Raw genomic sequence first — 18,032 nt, forward strand, 5'->3', positions numbered from 1 at the left:
CGAGGGTTCACTTCTCCCACAGGGCATCACCTGGCTCCCGAGGCGGGCGAGGGGACAGTGCTTCGGTGGGGTGGCCGATCGCGACGGCGCCGAGCGGAACCCACTCCGCGGGCACCCCGAGGACCTCACGGACGGTGTCGGGGGCGAAAATCGTGGAACCGATCCAGCAGCTTCCGAGACCACGTGTCGCGAGGGCGACGAGCAGTGCCTGCACCGCCGCACCCACCGCGACGGTGAACATGGTCCGTTCGGCGCCGCGTCTGCGCTCGTCCGGATAGTCGTGAGCGCCGTCGGGAACACAGAATGGGACGACGACCTCCGGTGCGGCATAGAGGATGTCGCCGCGGGCCACCCGGGCGGTGATCGCGCCGTCGTCCAGGCCGTCCGATCGGAGATCGGCGGTCCAGGCCTCGCGCATGCCGTCCAGCAACGCCGTCCGGACGGCCGGCGTCCGTAGCCAGACGAATCGGACCGGGCGGGTGTGGTGGGGTGCCGGCGCGGTGAGAGCCTCGCCGATCGCCGCGCGGAGCGACTCGGGAACTACCGGTTCCCCGGTGAACTCCCGTACGGACCGCCGCAGCCGCAGGGCCTCGGAGCGGCCGCGCGCGAGCGCCTCCTCGGTGCCGAGCCAGAACAGATCGTCCTCGCCGGGACGGAGTAGGTCCCGTCCGCTGGAGCCGTCGTCGGCCAGGTGTAGTCCGCGGACCACCGCGACGGGGATGCCGCCGAGCTTGCCCTTGACGAGGTCTCCGGCGGAGGCGAGTTCGTCGGCGAGCGCGACGGAGGTGACCTGCAGTTCGTTGCCCTGACCGTCGACCGAGCCGGCGTACCCGTGCAGGACCGGCAGCCCCGACGCGCCGATGGCGTTGTCGGTCTGGCCGTTGCGCCACGCCCGGCCCATCGTGTCGGTGACGACGACGGAGACCGAAACACCCAGCAGCCGTAGTAGATCGGCGCGCAATGCCGCAGCGCCGCCGTCGGGATCGGTGGGCAGCAGGGCGAGTTCGCCGCCGTCGACATTGGATCCGTCGACACCCGATGCGGCCTGGACGACGCCGAGCTTGTTCTCGGTGATGAGCGTTCTGCCCTTGCGGGCGAGCACGCGTACCGCCTCCTGGTCGACGAGTCTGCGCCGCAGGGCGTCCCGCTCGTCGGGGTCGGCGGGGGCGGTGACGAGCCGGCCCTCGACCTTGGACAGCACCTTGCTGGTCACGACGAGGACGTCGTCGTCCTCGAGCCACGGCGCCGCCGCGGCGAGCGCACCGGCGAGGTCGTCTCCGGGGCGGAACTCGGGAAGTCCGGTGACGGGGAGGATCTCGATTCCTCCGCCGGGCGCATGGTCCGTCACGGGGTTGTGGGATGTCACGGGGTTGTGGGATGTCACGGGGCTGTGAGATGTCACGGCGCCACCCCGGCGATGTCGAACGCGGTGCGCACCATCCCGGCTGTGGTTTGCGGGTCCGTCATGAGCAGCGGTACGGCGCGCACGTCCACGCCGGGGACGTCCGCGGTGTCGCTGTCGTGGATCATCCATCCGTCGAGGATCCCGGTGGCGCTCCGTGCGCCATAGTGCCGGCCTACGGCCTCGGCGGTGGTCTCGACACCGATCACGTCGAGGCATTCGTCCGCCATGCCGCGCAGGGGCTTTCCGTCGACGACCGGGGAGAGCCCGACGACCCTCGCCGCCGTCGTGCGCAGGGCACCACGAATCCCCGGCACGGAGAGGATCGCGCCGATGCTCACCACCGGATTCGACGGCGCGAGCAGCACCACGTCGGACTCCTCGATGGCCTCGGTCACTCCCGGCGCCGGTTTCGCCTGTTCTGCACCGACATAGGCGAAACTGTGAGTCGGAACGTTCGCGCGGTAGCGAACCCACCACTCCTGGAAGTGCACCGCCTTCTGCTCGCCGCTGTCCGGCTCGGTGATCACCACGTGTGTTTCGGCACGGTCGTCGGTGACCGGGAGCAGGGTGACCCCGGGTTGCCATCGATTGCACAGGGCCTCGGTGACCGCGGAGAGTGGGTATCCCGCACGCAGCATCTGACTGCGGATCAGGTGCGTGGCGATGTCTCGGTCGCCGAGCCCGAACCAGTCCGGCTTGGCACCGTACGCGGCCAGCTCCTCCTTGGCGTTCCAGCTTTCGTTCGCATGCCCCCAGCCGCGGTCGGGGTCGATGCCGCCACCGAGGGTGTACATGCAGGTGTCGAGGTCCGGGCAGATCCGCAGGCCGTGCATCCACACGTCGTCGCCGACGTTGACCACGGCCGTGACGCGATGGTCGTCAGAGGGGAGTAGTGCGCGCACGCCCTGCAGGAATCGCGCCCCACCGACGCCGCCTACCAATACAGTCACCTTCACGGCGTCGAGCCTAGGCTGTGGCACCGCGGGCGGTGTCGGCTGCTCCCGGAGTGAAGATTCGGGGCGCGAAATAGTAGTGGAGATTTCTCCGTTCGCTTGACCGCGACACGCGCGCACCTGTCTAATCACAACTATGTCATTCCACAGTTGCGAGGCGAGATCCCTTGCTGCTGACTTCCTTTCGAACGCGCGTTCGACTTCGGTCGGAACGGGTCCGAACGGGGAAGGGCATGAGAGTGAACCGAGGATTCTGCGCTATTACAGGTGAGGAGGCGGAGCGATGCGCAATGAGCACGTCGAGTGGGTAACTCGCTGGCAGACAGCAGGCGACGAACCGCAGGCCAATTCCGAGGCAAGCGCAGCGGACGGCGTCAGTGTGCATGAAGAAGGGGTGGGCACACGCCCGACGTTGAGTTTGATCAAAGGTTTCGACCAACTGTTCGAGGACATCGAGGATCAGTGGCAGGAGCGTGCTCTGTGCGCTCAGACCGATCCGGAAGCGTTCTTTCCGGAGAAGGGGGGATCGACGAGGGAAGCGAAGCGCATCTGCATGGGTTGCGAGGTGCGCGACGAATGCCTCGAGTACGCGTTGTCGAACGACGAACGCTTCGGCATCTGGGGTGGGCTCTCCGAACGCGAGCGCAGGCGCCTCAAGCGGGGGATCGTCTGATCGTCCATTGACCGTCCACTGCTTGCCGGAGATCGTCTGCTTGCCGAGGCACGTCGTCTCGGATGCCGTTCGGCACGGTCATTCGTCGTCGCCGGGAGGCGGGTCGATGACATCGGGTTCGACACCCAGGTAGGTGCCGACCTGCTGGACCAATACCTCGTGGACGAGGTCCGTGAGGTCGTCCGGGTCGCCGGCGCGCTGTTCGAGCGGCCGCCGGAACAGGACGATGCGGGCGCGGGTCGTGGCCCCGTGACGGTCGACTCCGGCCGGAACCAGACGCGACAACGGCACCGGACCGTCGGCCACCACCTCGGGCGGCCAGGTCACCGAATCGGGGTCGAGTGCACGCACCTTGGGCACCTCGTCGACGGCGATGTCCAGCTTCACCAGACGCTCACGCCAACGCTCGTCGATGGGTGCGAACGCTTCCAGAACCAGTTGGTCGAACTTCTCCGCCCGGGACCGGTGCGCGGGAACTTCCGGCGGAAACACGGACCCGCGGATCCCACGCCCGCGTCGCTCCGCGGAACGGGTGGTGACCGGGCGTCGGCGTGCTCCTCGCGGCATGGGCGAGACCTTACGACAGTCCCGAACAGACGGTGTGTCCGAGTAGGTGGGAAGGTGCCCGTGAGGATAGGCTGCGAGCTGTGAGATCTCTGCGTCGATGCTGCCGCCCCGGGTGCAAGAACCCCGCTGTCGCGACGCTGACCTACGTCTACTCGGACTCCACCGCCGTGGTGGGGCCGCTGGCGACCGTCGACGAGCCGCATTCCTGGGATCTGTGCGAGACGCACGCCTCCCGCATCACCGCACCCAAGGGATGGGAACTGGTCCGTCACGAGGGCGGGTTCTCCTCGAGCACGCCCGACGAGGACGATCTGACCGCGCTCGCCGAGGCGGTACGCGAGGCGGGCCTCGGTGAGCGAACCCGCGCGGATCGCCATGCCGACGGGGACGGCGGCGAGTCGGACTCCGCGCCCACCGCCACCCGCACGGGCAGGCGCGGGCACCTGCGTGTCCTGCCCGATCCCTCCAGCTGACAGTCGTCCGGCGGCCCGACCGGTCGGCGGTGCACAGCGATCGGTGAGGTCCGCGGTCCTGGCGAACCCGCACCGAACCCGGACGCACTAGGCTGATGCGTCGGCTGTGTGCCCGTTTCGGCTGTGCTCGCACCGCTCGGCGCCCACAATCGGTCAGTACCCGATCCGGTAACCAATCCGGCACCCATCCGGCAGTATCCACCGGGACGCTGCTCACGAAGGAGAACCGCAACAGTGCGATCGGCAGAGTCCGTCAACTCGGTGATCAAGGCCTACGACGTGCGTGGGGTGGTCGGCGAGCAACTCGACGACGCGTTCGTGCGGGACGTCGGCGCGGCGTTCGCCCGGCTCGTTCGCGGCGAGGGCGCCACCGCGGTCGTGATCGGGCACGACATGCGTGCCTCCTCACCGGACCTGGCCGCGTCCTTCGCGGACGGGGTGGCCGGACAGGGTCTGGACGTGCAGCTGATCGGGCTGGCCTCCACCGACGAGCTGTACTTCGCGTCGGGGCTGTTGCGCTGCCCCGGTGCCATGTTCACGGCGAGTCACAATCCCGCGCAGTACAACGGCATCAAACTCTGTCGCGCGGAGGCGAAGCCGGTCGGCCAGGCCACCGGCCTGGCGACCATCGCCCAGGAGGTCATCGACGGGGTTCCCGCGTACGAGGGCGACCGAGGTTCGGTCACCAGCCGCGACGTGCTCGACGACTACGCGAGTTACCTGCGTGGCCTCGTGGATCTCTCCGAACTGCGGCCGCTGAAGATCGCCGTCGACGCCGGCAACGGTATGGGTGGCCACACGGCGCCGGCGGTCTTCGGTCCGCTCCCGGTCGAGATCGTCCCGCTCTACTTCGACCTGGACGGCACGTTCCCCAACCACGAGGCGAACCCGCTCGACCCGAAGAACCTCGTCGACCTGCAGGCCGCGGTGCGCGCCAGTGGCGCGGACATCGGGCTCGCCTTCGACGGTGACGCCGACCGGTGCTTCGTCGTCGACGAACGGGGCGAGCCGGTGTCGCCGTCGGCCATCACGGCTCTCGTCGCCGCTCGGGAACTGGCCGAGCACCCCGGCGCGCCGATCATCTACAACCTCATCACCTCGCGTGCGGTGCCCGCGATCGTCACCGAACTCGGCGGGGAACCGATCCGCACCCGGGTCGGCCATTCGTTCATCAAACAGAAGATGGCGGAGACCGGTGCGGTGTTCGGCGGCGAGCATTCCGCGCACTACTACTTCCGGGACTTCTGGGGGGCGGACTCCGGGATGCTGGCGGCACTGCACGTGCTCGCGGCACTCGGGAGCCAGGACCGGCCGCTGTCGGATCTGATGGCGCAGTACGCCCGGTTCGCGGCCTCCGGCGAGATCAACTCGACCGTGTCGGACGTCACCGCGAAGACGGACGAGGTCGTCGCCGCCTTCGCCGCCCGCACCGTGTCCGTGGACACCCTCGACGGGGTCACCGTGGACCTCGGTGGCGGGTCGTGGTTCAACCTGCGCCCCTCCAACACCGAGCCGCTGCTGCGCCTGAACGTCGAAGCCCCCACGGCCGGAGACGTCGACGCGATCGTCGCGGAGATCCTGGGCATCGTGCGGTCCTGACTGACATAGTTGATGCGGGACGGCGCCGGCACAGGACGGCCCCGGCCTGCGGATCCTGCCGGACACGCAGCAGAGAAAGGGGGTGGGCAGGTGAGTGCACCGACACCCGTGTTCGATCTGGACGACGGTGACGCCCTCGTCTCGGCCGACCGACACGGTCTGCTGCGCTCGGCGGCCACCGGTGGAGCCCAGGTGCGGGCCACGGCAGCGGCCGTCGTCGAAGGGGCGCTCGACCGCCTCGCCGGGCTCCGCCCGCGCAGCGTCGTGTTCGTGAGCGGTGCCGGCCGCGCAGGCCGGGCGGCCGCGCTCGTCGGCGCTCTCCTCGCGGACCGCACGTCCTTTCCCCTCGTCCGCGTCTCCCGCACACCCGCCTGGGTGGGGCCACTCGACGTCGTGGTGGTCGCGGGTGACGATGCCGGCGATCCGATCCTCGCCGAATCGGTGGACCGTGCGGTGCGTCGCGGTGCGGAGGTGGTCCTGGCGGCTCCGGACGAGGGCCCGCTGCGGGCCGCCGCCGCCGGGCGCGTCGCCATGCTCGAGCCGCGGGTGCAGGCGCTTCCGCGGCACACCCTCCTGAGGTTCGTCGCCGCCTATCTCGCGGTGCTGAGTGCGATGGACTCGGCGCGGTGGGATGCGTCGGTGCCACCTCTGGACCGGATCGCGGACGTGGCCGACACCGAGGCCCTGCACGATCGCCCCACCAGCGAGGTGTTCCACAATCCGGCGAAGTCGCTCGCCACCCGGCTGCTGGGCAGGCGGCTGGTGTTCACGGGCGCGACCGAGGCCACCGTCGAACTCGCCGGGCATGCCGCCGAGTCTGTGCTGTTCGCCGGACACGTCGCCGTCTCGGCGGCACTGTCGACGGTGCTGCAGGCCGCGCCCGCACTCGCCCCGGCCGCCGGAGCCGTGGACTCGCTGTTCCACGACCCGGAGTTCGACGGGCCGCCCGGAACCGAGCCGGTGCGGACGCTGGTACTGACCCCGGTGGCCGAGCAGCCGGTGACCGCGCGCCGTACCGCGGTCCTCGCCGACGCCGAGCTTCTCGTCGCGGACGGCGACGACACGGGTGAGATGACCGATTTCGAACAGATCGCGATGATGGCCTGCCGCCTCGACATGGTGGCGGCCTATCTGCAGTTGACAGGTGGACGGTAGTAGTGCACGAACTGGACGGGGCCGTACGGTCCTACGCCTGGGGGTCGCGCACGGCCATAGCGCGGCTGCGCGGCCTGCCCGTTCCCACCGCCCATCCCGAGGCGGAACTCTGGCTCGGCGCCCACCCCGCCGGGCCGGCGCGGGTGGTCACCGACGAGGGTCCGCGCTCGCTGCTCGAGGTGGTCCGCGAGAACCCCGCACGCGAGCTGGGCTCCCGGTCGTTGGAGGATTTCGGCGACCGATTGCCGTTCCTGCTCAAGCTGCTCGCCGCCGAGGAGCCGCTGTCCCTGCAGGCTCATCCGAGCGCGGCGCAGGCGCGCGAAGGGTTCGCTCGCGAGAACGCCGCGGGCATACCGCTCGGCTCCTCGATCCGCAACTATCGGGACGACAGCCACAAGCCGGAGCTCGTCGTCGCGCTGACGACGTTCGAGGCGCTGGCGGGATTCCGCAGGCCCGACCGGACGGTGAAGTTGCTCGGGGCGCTCGGCGTTCCGGAGTTGGAGCCGTACGTCGCGCTGCTGGCCGGGCAGCCCGACTCGGACGGCCTGCGAGCGCTGTTCACCACGTGGATCACCCTTCCGCCACCGGTGCTCGCGGCTCTCATGCCGGGGGTGCTCGACGGATGTGTCGCCTACCTGGCCGCCGAGCCCGACGGCGAATTCGCCGACGAGGTTCGCACGGCACTCGAACTCAGCGAGGCGTATCCGGGTGATACCGGCGTGCTGGCATCGCTGTTGCTCAACCGGGTGCGGCTCGAACCGGGGCAGGGGCTCTACCTCGATGCGGGAAACCTGCACGCGTATCTGCACGGGGTCGGGGTCGAGATCATGGCGAACTCCGACAACGTCCTGCGGGGCGGGCTGACGCCCAAACACGTCGACGTCCCCGAATTGCTGCGGGTGCTGGACTTCGATTCCGCCCCGGCGCCGTTCGTCGAGCCGGTTCAGGTTCCCGGCACCGGGAAGTTCGAATATGACACTCCGGCACCGGAATTCGAGCTCTCGCGGATCGAGCTCACCGATGCCTCCACGGGGCCGAACTCGTTCGTGCTGGGCGGTGACGGTCCGCGGGTGCTGCTGTGCACCGCGGGCACTGCGACGCTCGTCGCGGGGGACAGGTCGCTCGAGCTGTCCCAGGGCGCGGCTGCCTGGATCGCCGCCGAGGATCCCGAGGTGGTGATCACGCCGCTCGGCGGCCGGGTCCAGCTGTTCAGCGCGTCCACCGGACGATTGCGGACGTAGCAGACGAACCGGACAGCGGAAACTCTTGGTGCCGCACGGGTTTGGTGTCGGAGTCGCTCGGGCGGGCTCGCGGGTGAACTAGTCTGAACCGTCACGTCGCATCGACCCGGAGGAGGCGCGGTGTCCGCTCACGGTGGGAAGAAGGCCATCTACGCGGCACTCGGAGCGAACGCGGGTATCGCGGTCGCGAAGTTCGGCGGATTCCTGATCACTGGGTCGTCCTCGATGCTCGCCGAGTCGGTGCACTCGGTCGCGGACACCTCCAACCAGGGTCTGCTGCTGGTCGGCCAGAAGCGCGCCGAGAAGGCGGCCGACGATCTGCACCAGTTCGGCTACGGCCGGAGCCGGTACTTCTACGCGTTCGTCGTCGCGCTGGTCCTGTTCAGCCTGGGCTCACTGTTCGCGATCTACGAGGGCGTCCACAAGATCCGGCACCCGGAGGAACTGACGTCGCCACTCGTGGCCGTCGTGATCCTGCTGATCGCGATCGGACTCGAGGCGTTCAGCTTCACCACGGCGGTGCGAGAGTCGCGACCGCTCGTCGGCGAGTCCGGGTGGTGGGGATTCATCCGGACGTCACGCAGCCCCGAACTGCCGGTGGTCCTGCTCGAGGACACCGGCGCACTCGTGGGGCTGGTCCTCGCGCTCGGTGGCGTGGGCCTGACCATGCTCACCGGCGATCCGGTGTGGGACGGAATCGGCACCCTGTGCATCGGTGTGCTGCTCGGGATCATCGCCGTCATCCTCATCGTCGAGATGCAGAGTCTGCTCATCGGTGAGGGGGCCACGACCGGCGAACAACAGGCGATCGTGGCCGCGCTGGAGAGCGTCGACGCCATCGAGAACGTCATCCACATCAAGACCCAGTACCTGGGCCCCGACGAGATCCTCGTGGCGGCCAAGATCGCCGTCGGCCCGGGCGCGGACATCACGACCGTCGCCACGGCCATCGACGAGGCCGAGGCACGCATCCGCGCGGCCGTTCCCGCGGCACGCCGGATCTACCTCGAACCGGACTTGATGCGGGCGGGCCGGGCATAGTCTTTACACCGATCGACAGTGGAGGTCAGATGTCCGTCTCGCAGCAGGGGAACGGCGGCGGGTCCGCGGGAGGCTCGTGGCTCGCGGGCCTGCGCCGCACCAAGTCCGTCGAACAGTCCATCCGGGACACCGACGAGCCGGAGACCAAACTCCGCAAGGACCTCACGTCCTGGGACCTGACGGTGTTCGGTGTCGCGGTGGTCATCGGCGCGGGCATCTTCACCCTGACCGCACGGACGGCGGGCAACGTCGCCGGGCCCTCCGTGTCCGCGGCCTTCGTGATCGCGGCGATCGCGTGCGGCCTCGCGGCGCTGTGCTATGCGGAGTTCGCCTCCACCGTCCCCGTTGCCGGGAGTGCGTACACCTTCTCCTATGCGACGTTCGGTGAGTTCGCGGCCTGGATCATCGGCTGGGACCTGATTCTCGAGTTCGCGCTCGCCTCGTCGGTGGTGGCCAAGGGGTGGTCGCTGTACCTCGGCGAGGTGCTCGCCGGTCTGGAGGTCGTGGATCTGCGTGCCCGGGTCGAGATCGGATCCCTCACGTTCGACTGGGGCGCGGTCCTGATCGTGGCGATCATCTCCGTCATCCTCGTGTCGGGCACCAAGCTGTCCTCACGCGTGTCCCTCGTCATCACGGCGATCAAGGTCGGTGTGGTGATCCTGGTCGTCGTGGTCGGGGCCTTCTACATCGACGGCTCGAACTACAGCCCGTACATCCCGCCGTCGGAGCCGGGGGACACCGGCGAGGGTATCCACCAGTCGCTGTTCTCGTTCGTCACCGGCGCCGGAGGCAGCACCTTCGGGTGGTACGGCCTGCTCGCCGCCGCCAGCCTCGTGTTCTTCGCGTTCATCGGGTTCGACGTCGTGGCCACCACCGCCGAGGAGACGAAGAATCCGCAGCGGGCTCTGCCCCGGGGCATCCTCGGTTCCCTCGCCATCGTGACGGTGCTGTACGTGGCCGTCACCCTGGTCCTGACCGGAATGGTGAACTACACCGACCTCGCGGGCGAGGACTCCAATCTCGCCACGGCATTCGGTCTCCACGGGATCACCTGGGCCAAGAACGTCATCGCCTTCGGCGCGCTCGCGGGTCTGACGACCGTGGTCATGGTCCTCATGCTGGGACAGACACGAGTGCTGTTCGCGATGTCGCGCGACGGTCTCATGCCGCGGGCCCTCGCGCCGACCGGCACTCGCGGCACCCCCGTCCGTATCACCGTCATCGTCGGCGCGGTGGTCGCCGTCCTCGCCGGCTTCTTCCCGATCGGGACGCTCGAGGAAATGGTCAACATCGGCACCCTGTTCGCCTTCGTGCTCGTCTCGCTCGGTGTGATCGTGTTGCGGCGCACCAGGCCCGACCTGCCGCGCGGATTCCGGGTGCCGTTCGTGCCCTGGGTGCCGATCCTGGCCGTCCTCGCCTGCCTGTGGCTGATGGTGAACCTGTCCGTGGAGACCTGGATTCGGTTCCTCGTGTGGATGGCGCTCGGTGTCGTCGTCTACTTCGTCTACAGCAGAAGGCATTCCGTCCTGGGTCGCGCCGCACGAGGCGAGCGTCCGGACTCGTTCCACCGCAGGCGCGAGCCGGTCGGCGGTGCGGATCCGGTGCGCACCGAGACCGTGCGAACGGACCGTGAGACGATCGACCGCGAGAGCGGCGAGACCACCGACCCCCGAGACGAAGGTGACGTGCGATGACCGCGAGTGGAGAACCCGAACTCGTCACGGTCGGGGCGACGACCACGGCGGTGGTACACGGGCTCGTACCGATGACCGAGATCACCAACTTCTACGACAGTGCCTTCCGGGCACTCGACCGCGTCCTCACCGGGCAGTCGATCACCCTCGCCGGGGCAGGATTCGGGCTCTATCACGGAGTGCCGACCGACACCGCGGACATCGAGGTCGGATTCCCGGCGGACCGGCCCGTCGTGCCCGCGGGCGACGTGGTCGCGAGCGAGTTGCCCGCGGGCCGCGTCGCGCGGCTGGTCCACCGGGGAGCCTTCGACGGGCTGGGGGAGTCCTGGCAACGGCTGGGGCGATGGATCGAGGAACAGGGCCTCGTGGCGGGACCGGTGATGTGGGAGGTCTATCTCACCGAGCCGTCCCCCGACATGGACCCCGAGGAACTGCGGACCGAACTGAACTGGGTGGTCACCGACCCGATGTGACCGGGTGAGCGCGCCTCCGGCGGCCGGTGGCCGTGCCCGGGCCGCGGCCTGCTCTGCGACCCGGTCGAGCGGTGAGTACGGCCGGTCACCGGGAGCGCGGTGCACCCGATAGCCTGAACACGAACAGCAGCAGCCAATCAGGAGAGGCAGATGACGACCTCAGTACCCACCACGCCGGCGGTCGAGACGCGCAACGGGATCGACTTCAAGGTGGCGGACCTCGCGCTCGCCGAGTTCGGTCGCAAGGAGATTCGGCTCGCCGAGCACGAGATGCCCGGGCTCATGGCGCTGCGCCGGGAGTACGCGGAGGTCCTCCCACTGAAGGGCGCCCGCATCTCGGGATCCCTGCACATGACCGTCCAGACCGCAGTGCTCATCGAGACACTCGTGGCCCTCGGCGCGCAGGTGCGCTGGGCATCCTGCAACATCTTCTCCACCCAGGACCACGCGGCAGCGGCCGTCGTCGTCGGCCCGCACGGCACTCCCGAGGAGCCCTCCGGCGTACCGGTGTTCGCCTGGAAGGGCGAGACGCTGGAGGAGTACTGGTGGGCCGCGGAGCAGATGCTCACCTGGCCGAAGGCCGACGAGCCCGCCAACATGATCCTCGACGACGGTGGCGACGCCACCATGCTGGTGCTCAAGGGTGCCCAGTTCGAGAAGGCCGGCGTCGTGCCGCCCACGGACGACGACCAGGATTCCGACGAGTACAAGGTGTTCCTGGCGCTGCTGCGTCGTTCCCTGGAGACCGACGCCGCCAAGTGGACGGCGATCGCCGAGTCCGTCCGCGGCGTCACCGAGGAGACCACCACCGGCGTGCTGCGGCTCTACCAGGTCGCGGCGGCCGGTGAGCTCACCTTCCCGGCGATCAACGTCAACGACTCCGTCACCAAGAGCAAGTTCGACAACAAGTACGGCACCCGGCACTCGTTGCTCGACGGCATCAACCGCGGCACCGACGTCCTCATCGGCGGCAAGGCGGCGTTGGTGTGCGGTTACGGCGACGTCGGCAAGGGCTGCGCGGAGGCCCTTCGCGGCCAGGGCGCACGCGTGGCGGTCACCGAGATCGACCCGATCAACGCGCTGCAGGCGCTCATGGACGGCTTCGAGGTCAAGACGGTCGAGGAGGCGATCGGCTGGGCCGACATCGTCATCACCTCGACGGGCAACAAGGACATCATCACCTTCGAGCACATGAAGCGGATGAAGCATCAGGCGATCCTGGGCAACATCGGCCACTTCGACAACGAGATCGACATGGCGGGCCTCGAGCGGGCGGCCGACGTCACCCGCGTCAACATCAAGCCGCAGGTCGACGAGTTCACGTTCGCCGACGGGCACTCCATCATCGTGCTGTCCGAGGGTCGCCTGCTGAACCTGGGCAACGCCACCGGCCACCCCTCGTTCGTGATGAGCAACAGCTTCTCCAACCAGGTCATCGCGCAGATCGAGCTGTGGACCAAGCCGGACGAGTACGACAACGAGGTGTACCGGCTGCCCAAGCACCTCGACGAGAAGGTCGCGAAGATCCACGTCGAGGCGCTCGGTGGCTCGATCACCAAGCTGTCGAAGGACCAGGCCGAGTACATCGGTGTGGACGTGGAGGGGCCGTTCAAGCCCGAGCACTACCGCTACTGAGTTTCACGTGGGCATCCTGGTAGCTCTCGAGGGGCTCGACGGGGCAGGCAAGCGCACACTGGTCGCGAAGGTGCTCACCCACCTCGCCGCGGCCGGTGTGCGCACCGCCACGCTCGACTTCCCGCGGTACGGGCGTTCGGTGCACGCGGACATCGCGTCGGAGGCACTGCGGGGGGAGCACGGCGACCTCGCGGACTCGGTGCACGCGATGGCGCTGATGTTCGCGCTCGACCGGTCCGGGGCGGTGCCCGAGTTGCGAGAACTGATGGACCGGAACGACCTGGTGATCCTGGACCGGTACGTCGCCTCGAACGCCGCGTACGGCGCGGCTCGGGTGCACCAGGACGCGTCCGGTGAGTTCGTGCGGTGGATCGGCGAGCTGGAGTTCGACCGCCTGGGGCTGCCTCTGCCGGATCGGCAGCTCTATCTGGAGGTCCCGGTGACGCTCGCGGAGCTGCGTGCCCGGGCCAGGGAGACGCAGGAGGGACGCGTTCTCGACGCGTACGAGCGGGACAGCGGGCTCCAGGTCCGCACTGGTGAACTCTATGCGGAATTGGCACGTGACCAGTGGAGATCTCCCTGGACGGTACTCACCCCGGACGTCGATCCCGTCACGGTCGCGAAAAACCTGGCACTCTTGACGAGGTAGTCACGCGGGGGTGTGGCGGCACGCCGGATCGGCGGACACACCCGTGACGGCGGCACGCCGGAACGGCGGACACACCCGTGACGGCGGCACGCCGGAACGGCGAACACACTGTTACCGGCTCGGAAGGTGTAACGATAGGGTCATGAAGCCTAGGATTCTGGTGGTCGACGACGACACGGCGCTGGCCGAGATGCTCACGATCGTGCTTCGCGGGGAGGGTTTCGAACCCTTCGTGGTCGGAGACGGTACGCAGGCGCTCACCGCGGTCCGGGAGACGCGTCCCGACCTGGTCCTGCTGGACCTGATGTTGCCGGGCATGAACGGCATCGACGTGTGCCGCGTGCTGCGCGCGGATTCCGGGGTCCCGATCGTCATGCTCACGGCGAAGACGGACACCGTCGACGTCGTTCTCGGCCTCGAGTCCGGTGCGGACGACTACATCGTCAAGCCCTTCAAGCCGAAGGAACTGGTTGCGCGGGTCCGCGCGCGGCTGCGCCGCACCGAGAACGAGCCGGCCGAGCTCCTCAGCATCGCCGACATCGACATCGACGTCCCGGCGCACAAGGTCAGCCGGGGTGACGAGCTGGTCTCCCTCACGCCGCTCGAGTTCGACCTGCTGGTCGCGCTCGCCCGCAAACCGCGCCAGGTCTTCACCCGCGAGGTGCTCCTCGAACAGGTGTGGGGCTACCGGCATGCTGCTGACACCAGGCTGGTCAACGTGCACGTCCAGCGACTCCGGGCGAAGGTGGAGAAGGATCCGGAGAATCCCGAGGTGGTGCTCACGGTCAGGGGGGTCGGCTACAAGGCCGGACCGCCGTGACAGGTGTTTCACGATGGCGGCGTCGCGTCAATCGACGTATCACCCCGATCCTGCGCTGGGGACATGCGCTGGGCCGGACGTTGGCACACACGTGGCGCCGCTCGCTCCAACTGAGAGTCGTCGTCTCGACGCTCTCCCTGTCCCTCATCGTCATCGTCGTCCTCGGGGTGGTGCTGACCAGTCAGATCACCGAGCGGATGCTCGAGACCAAGATCAGTGCGGCCATCGAGGAGCTCGAACGCTCGCGGATGACGGTCGAGAGTCAGCTGGCCGGTTCCGACGGGTCCAGCTCGCTCGAGGTGCAACTCGAGAGTGCTCGCTCCGCGCTGACGAATCGTGACCCCGACTCGGGGGAGACCTCCGGATCGGCAGGCACCTTCGACCCGGTTCTCATCGTGTCCGGAGACGGCCCCCGGGCACCGACCTCCGTGGGGGCCTCGGAGCAGATTCCCCAGTCGCTCCGTGATTTCGTGCAGGCGGGACAGATCAGCTACCAGTACGCGACGGTGAACGACCCGGCCGGCTATTCGGGTCCGGCGCTGATCGTCGGTACGCCGACCATGTCGCCGATCTCTGCGCTCGAGCTGTACCTGGTGTTCCCGCTCGAGAGCGAGGATCGCAGCCTGTCGCTGATGCGCGGCACTCTTCTCGTGGGCGGTGGCGTGCTCGCGGTGCTGCTGGCGGCGATCTCGCTGCTGGTCGCGCGTCAGGTGGTGCTGCCGCTGCGTTCGGCGTCGCGGATCGCGGTGCGATTCGCCGACGGCCGGCTCAAGGAACGGATGCCGGTGCGAGGCGAGGAGGACATGGCGCGTCTGGCGATGTCGTTCAACGAGATGGCGGAGAGCCTGTCGAAGCAGATCACCCAGCTGGAGGAGTTCGGCAACCTGCAGAAGCGGTTCACCTCGGATGTGAGCCACGAGCTGCGGACGCCGTTGACGACGGTGCGGATGGCGGCGGATCTCATCCACGACGGCAGTGACGAACTCGATCCGGTGCTGCGCCGCTCCTCGGAGCTGTTGGTGGCGGAACTGGACCGCTTCGAGGGCCTGCTCAACGATCTGCTCGAGATCAGCAGACACGACGCGGGTGTGGCGGAACTGGCCGCCGAACAATTGGATGTCCGGATGTGCGCCAGGGCGACGATCTCCACCGTGCGGCATCTGGCGCGGGAGACCGCGACCGAGCTGATCGTGGACCTCCCGGACGAGCCGGTGAACGCCGAGGTGGATCCGCGGCGGGTGGAACGGATTCTGCGCAACCTGCTGGCGAATGCGATCGACCACGGCGAAGGCAAGCCGGTGCTGCTGCGGTTGCGTGCCGACGAGAACGCGGTGGCGTTCATCGTCCGTGACCAGGGTGTCGGGCTGCGCCCCGGTGAGGAGAAACTGGTGTTCAACCGGTTCTGGCGTTCGGATCCGTCGCGGGTGCGACGCTCCGGCGGCACCGGCCTCGGGCTGGCCATCAGCGTCGAGGATGCGAACCTGCACGACGGACGCCTCGAGGCGTGGGGCGAGCCCGGTCGGGGTGCGTGCTTCCGCCTGACGGTGCCGCGTGCCCGTGGGCGCAAGGTGGTGTCGAGCCCGCTGCCGCTCAAGCCGGGGACCGGGAGATACGTTCAGGGACAACCCGTTCCCGAGGCGGCGCGGGACGGTTCCGATCGGAACGGTGCCGTCGTCGGCTCCGGTGAGCCGGGCGGCGAGCGGGTCGACGTGTCGGACAACGGCGCCGAGACACCGGCCGACGAGTCGCAGACCGTCCCGACACGCCGGGAGCCCAGAAAATGAACCGGGCAGCAGAGAACCTCACGGGAGCAGACCGGACGGTGCCGTCGCCGACTCGCGTCCGCCGCGGACGTCGCCGGGCCGGGCCGGTGCTCGCCGTCCTCGTCGCGGCGGTGACCGTTGCCGCCGGGTGCGCGAGCGTCCCCTCCTCGTCTGCACCGCAGGCGATCGGGACCATTTCCCGTGAAGCTCCCGAGTCGAGCGTGCCCGAACCCACGGCGGGCCGCGAACCGGACCTGTTGCTGCGCGACTTCGTCAAGGCGAGCACCAATCCCGCGAACCGGCATCTCGCGGCACGGCAGTTCCTCACGCCCGAGGTTTCCGGACGGTGGGACGACGAGGCGAGCGCGATCATCGTCGACAAGGTCGACGTGTTCGTGGAGACGCGCTCGACGAACCGGGCCACGTACACGATCCGTGCGAACAAGGTGGGTCAGCTACAGCCGGGCGGCCTGTACGAGGCCGAGGACGGCAACTTCGAGGCGCGGATCGGGTTCGAGCGGATCGGGGGCGAGTGGCGGATCAACGAGCTGCCACAGGGCGTGATCATGGACCGCGCCCAGTTCCTCAACACCTATCAGCGCAAGTCGCTCTACTTCGTCGACCCGACCGGGGCGACCGTGGTCCCGGATCCCAGGTGGGTCTACGCCGAGCCCGATCAGATGGCGGCCCAGCTGGTGGGCTTGCTGATCGAGGGCCCCAAGTCGGCACTGGCGCCCGCGGTGCGCAACGAACTCGGCGACGGTGTCTCGCTGCGTGCCCCGATCACCAAGGCGGACGGGCGCTCCGCCGGGGTCGGGGTCGGGCTGGGCGGGGTGCGGATCGACCTGCAGGGCGTGCGTGGCATGGACCCGCAGTCGAAGTCGCTGCTCGCGGCGCAGCTCGTGTGGACTTTGGCGAACGCGGAGGTGGCGGGCCCCTACGTGCTGCTGGCGGACGGTCAACCGCTGGACGAGCGCTTCGCGGACGGGTGGACCACGGCGGACGTGGCCTCGATGAATCCGCTCGCGACCGCGGGGGCCGCCGTCGGGCTGCACGCGCTGCGCGACGGTGCGCTCGTGTCGGTCACCGAGAACGGCGTCGTCCCGTCCCCGGGGTTCTTCGGGAACTCGGGCCGACTGCGTGCGGCGTCGCTGTCCCAGGACGGTCGACTGGTCGCGGCGGTCGCCGATACCGGGCGCCCGCCACCGGACCCGGCGAACACCCTGATGGTCGGGGGCTACGAGACCGGGGACGCGGAGCCGGCACTCGAGAGCGGTGCGATCACCCGGCCGACGTGGAACCCGGACGGTTCGGTGATCTGGACCACGGTCAACGGGAACCACGTCGTGCGGGTGCTGCGCGAACCGGGCACGGGCCGGCTGTCGGTGGTCGATGTGGACGCGGGGGCGGTCACCGCCCTCGGCTCGACCATCACCGAACTGAGGCTCTCCCGCGACGGCGTCCGTGCGGCGATCATCGTCGACGGCAAGGTGTACCTCGCCATCGTCACCGAACTGCCCGGCGGTGGATACGCGCTGACCAGTCCACGGGCGATCGCGGTGGGGCTCGGCAGCCCGGCGTTGTCGCTCGACTGGAGCGACGGCGAAACGGTCGTCGTGGCCCGCGCGGCCTCGGACATCCCGGTGGTCCAGGTGACCGTGGACGGGTCCCGTATGGACGCGCTCCCGAGCCGCAACCTCACCGCGCCGGTGGTCGCCGTCGATGCCACCCCGACCACCGAGTTCGTGGCCGATTCGAGGGCGGTGTTCCAGCTGAACAACATGGACCCCGCGGGCGACCGCTACTGGCGCGAGGTGCCGGGGCTCACCGGTGTGAAGGCGATCCCCGTTCTTCCCGGCTGACGTGTCGGCCCCGGTGGCTAGGCTGCCTC

16 protein-coding genes are annotated in these 18,032 nt (G+C 69.0%); 13 read left to right on the forward strand and 3 right to left on the reverse strand.

Annotated features, from left to right (window positions below; genetic code table 11):
• Positions 1-7: 7 nt before the first annotated feature.
• Both G4H71_RS17770 and cofD read right to left on the reverse strand, forming a co-directional pair.
• Entirely contained in the window at positions 8-1,348 is a 1,341-nt protein-coding gene (locus G4H71_RS17770) for a coenzyme F420-0:L-glutamate ligase (RefSeq protein WP_246442016.1), read from the reverse strand.
• Between the two features lie 50 nt (positions 1,349-1,398).
• A complete protein-coding gene (gene cofD, locus G4H71_RS22690; RefSeq protein ID WP_072736522.1) occupies positions 1,399-2,361 on the reverse strand; it encodes a 2-phospho-L-lactate transferase in 963 nt (320 codons plus the stop codon).
• Positions 2,362-2,770: 409 nt separating this feature from the next.
• Here cofD and G4H71_RS17775 point away from each other — a divergent pair, with 409 nt between their 5' ends.
• A complete protein-coding gene (locus tag G4H71_RS17775) occupies positions 2,771-3,031 on the forward strand; it encodes a WhiB family transcriptional regulator (RefSeq protein WP_169847115.1) in 261 nt (86 codons plus the stop codon).
• A gap of 78 nt (positions 3,032-3,109) precedes the next feature.
• On the opposite strand, the gene G4H71_RS17780 is transcribed toward G4H71_RS17775, so the two are convergent.
• Positions 3,110-3,598: a metallopeptidase family protein gene (locus tag G4H71_RS17780; RefSeq protein ID WP_072736520.1), complete on the reverse strand. Its 489-nt coding sequence runs from the start codon at positions 3,596-3,598 to the stop codon at positions 3,110-3,112.
• 80 nt (positions 3,599-3,678) lie between these two features.
• Between G4H71_RS17780 and G4H71_RS17785 the strand changes: the two genes are divergently transcribed.
• The 12 genes from G4H71_RS17785 (at position 3,679) to lpqB (ending at position 18,003) form a co-directional block, all read left to right on the forward strand.
• Positions 3,679-4,071: a DUF3499 domain-containing protein gene (locus G4H71_RS17785; protein WP_072736519.1), complete on the forward strand. Its 393-nt coding sequence runs from the start codon at positions 3,679-3,681 to the stop codon at positions 4,069-4,071.
• Positions 4,072-4,305: 234 nt separating this feature from the next.
• Positions 4,306-5,670: a phosphomannomutase/phosphoglucomutase gene (locus tag G4H71_RS17790; RefSeq protein WP_072736518.1), complete on the forward strand. Its 1,365-nt coding sequence runs from the start codon at positions 4,306-4,308 to the stop codon at positions 5,668-5,670.
• A gap of 90 nt (positions 5,671-5,760) precedes the next feature.
• Entirely contained in the window at positions 5,761-6,825 is a 1,065-nt protein-coding gene (locus G4H71_RS17795) for a serine/threonine-protein kinase (protein WP_072736517.1), read from the forward strand.
• Positions 6,826-6,827: 2 nt separating this feature from the next.
• Positions 6,828-8,066: a mannose-6-phosphate isomerase, class I gene (gene manA, locus G4H71_RS17800; protein ID WP_072736516.1), complete on the forward strand. Its 1,239-nt coding sequence runs from the start codon at positions 6,828-6,830 to the stop codon at positions 8,064-8,066.
• Positions 8,067-8,186: 120 nt separating this feature from the next.
• Positions 8,187-9,107 carry a cation diffusion facilitator family transporter gene (locus tag G4H71_RS17805; RefSeq protein WP_072736515.1) on the forward strand — a complete coding sequence of 307 codons (921 nt, stop codon included), beginning with the start codon at positions 8,187-8,189 and terminating at the stop codon, positions 9,105-9,107.
• A gap of 29 nt (positions 9,108-9,136) precedes the next feature.
• Entirely contained in the window at positions 9,137-10,801 is a 1,665-nt protein-coding gene (locus tag G4H71_RS17810; protein ID WP_083342935.1) for an amino acid permease, read from the forward strand.
• Positions 10,798-11,274 carry a GyrI-like domain-containing protein gene (locus G4H71_RS17815; RefSeq protein ID WP_072736514.1) on the forward strand — a complete coding sequence of 159 codons (477 nt, stop codon included), beginning with the start codon at positions 10,798-10,800 and terminating at the stop codon, positions 11,272-11,274. The genes G4H71_RS17810 and G4H71_RS17815 overlap by 4 nt, the downstream gene beginning before the upstream one ends.
• Before the next feature lie 150 nt (positions 11,275-11,424).
• Positions 11,425-12,909 carry an adenosylhomocysteinase gene (gene ahcY, locus G4H71_RS17820; RefSeq protein ID WP_072736513.1) on the forward strand — a complete coding sequence of 495 codons (1,485 nt, stop codon included), beginning with the start codon at positions 11,425-11,427 and terminating at the stop codon, positions 12,907-12,909.
• Positions 12,910-12,916: 7 nt separating this feature from the next.
• Entirely contained in the window at positions 12,917-13,558 is a 642-nt protein-coding gene (locus G4H71_RS17825; protein ID WP_072736512.1) for a dTMP kinase, read from the forward strand.
• Between the two features lie 142 nt (positions 13,559-13,700).
• The gene (mtrA, locus tag G4H71_RS17830) at positions 13,701-14,378 is read left to right on the forward strand and encodes an MtrAB system response regulator MtrA (protein ID WP_072736511.1); all 678 of its coding nucleotides are present in this window, start codon (positions 13,701-13,703) and stop codon (positions 14,376-14,378) included.
• The gene (gene mtrB, locus G4H71_RS17835) at positions 14,375-16,162 is read left to right on the forward strand and encodes an MtrAB system histidine kinase MtrB (RefSeq protein ID WP_185284897.1); all 1,788 of its coding nucleotides are present in this window, start codon (positions 14,375-14,377) and stop codon (positions 16,160-16,162) included. The genes mtrA and mtrB overlap by 4 nt, the downstream gene beginning before the upstream one ends.
• Positions 16,159-18,003, forward strand: coding sequence for an MtrAB system accessory lipoprotein LpqB (gene lpqB / locus G4H71_RS17840; RefSeq protein WP_185284898.1), 1,845 nt, complete (start codon positions 16,159-16,161; stop codon positions 18,001-18,003). Before mtrB ends, lpqB begins: the two co-directional genes overlap by 4 nt.
• Positions 18,004-18,032 lie beyond the last annotated feature (29 nt).

The organism is Rhodococcus triatomae, assembly GCF_014217785.1.
Lineage (GTDB): Bacteria > Actinomycetota > Actinomycetes > Mycobacteriales > Mycobacteriaceae > Rhodococcus_F > Rhodococcus_F triatomae.

What these genes read in the sequence shown, in the direction of transcription:
- lpqB (WP_185284898.1), top strand. Translation starts at nt 16,159, where the DNA reads ATGAACCGGGCAGCAGAGAACCTCACGGGAGCAGACCGGACGGTGCCG.
- ahcY (WP_072736513.1), top strand. Translation starts at nt 11,425, where the DNA reads ATGACGACCTCAGTACCCACCACGCCGGCGGTCGAGACGCGCAACGGG.
- G4H71_RS17780 (WP_072736520.1), bottom strand. Translation starts at nt 3,598, where the DNA reads ATGCCGCGAGGAGCACGCCGACGCCCGGTCACCACCCGTTCCGCGGAG.
- G4H71_RS17815 (WP_072736514.1), top strand. Translation starts at nt 10,798, where the DNA reads ATGACCGCGAGTGGAGAACCCGAACTCGTCACGGTCGGGGCGACGACC.
- G4H71_RS17810 (WP_083342935.1), top strand. Translation starts at nt 9,137, where the DNA reads ATGTCCGTCTCGCAGCAGGGGAACGGCGGCGGGTCCGCGGGAGGCTCG.
- mtrA (WP_072736511.1), top strand. Translation starts at nt 13,701, where the DNA reads ATGAAGCCTAGGATTCTGGTGGTCGACGACGACACGGCGCTGGCCGAG.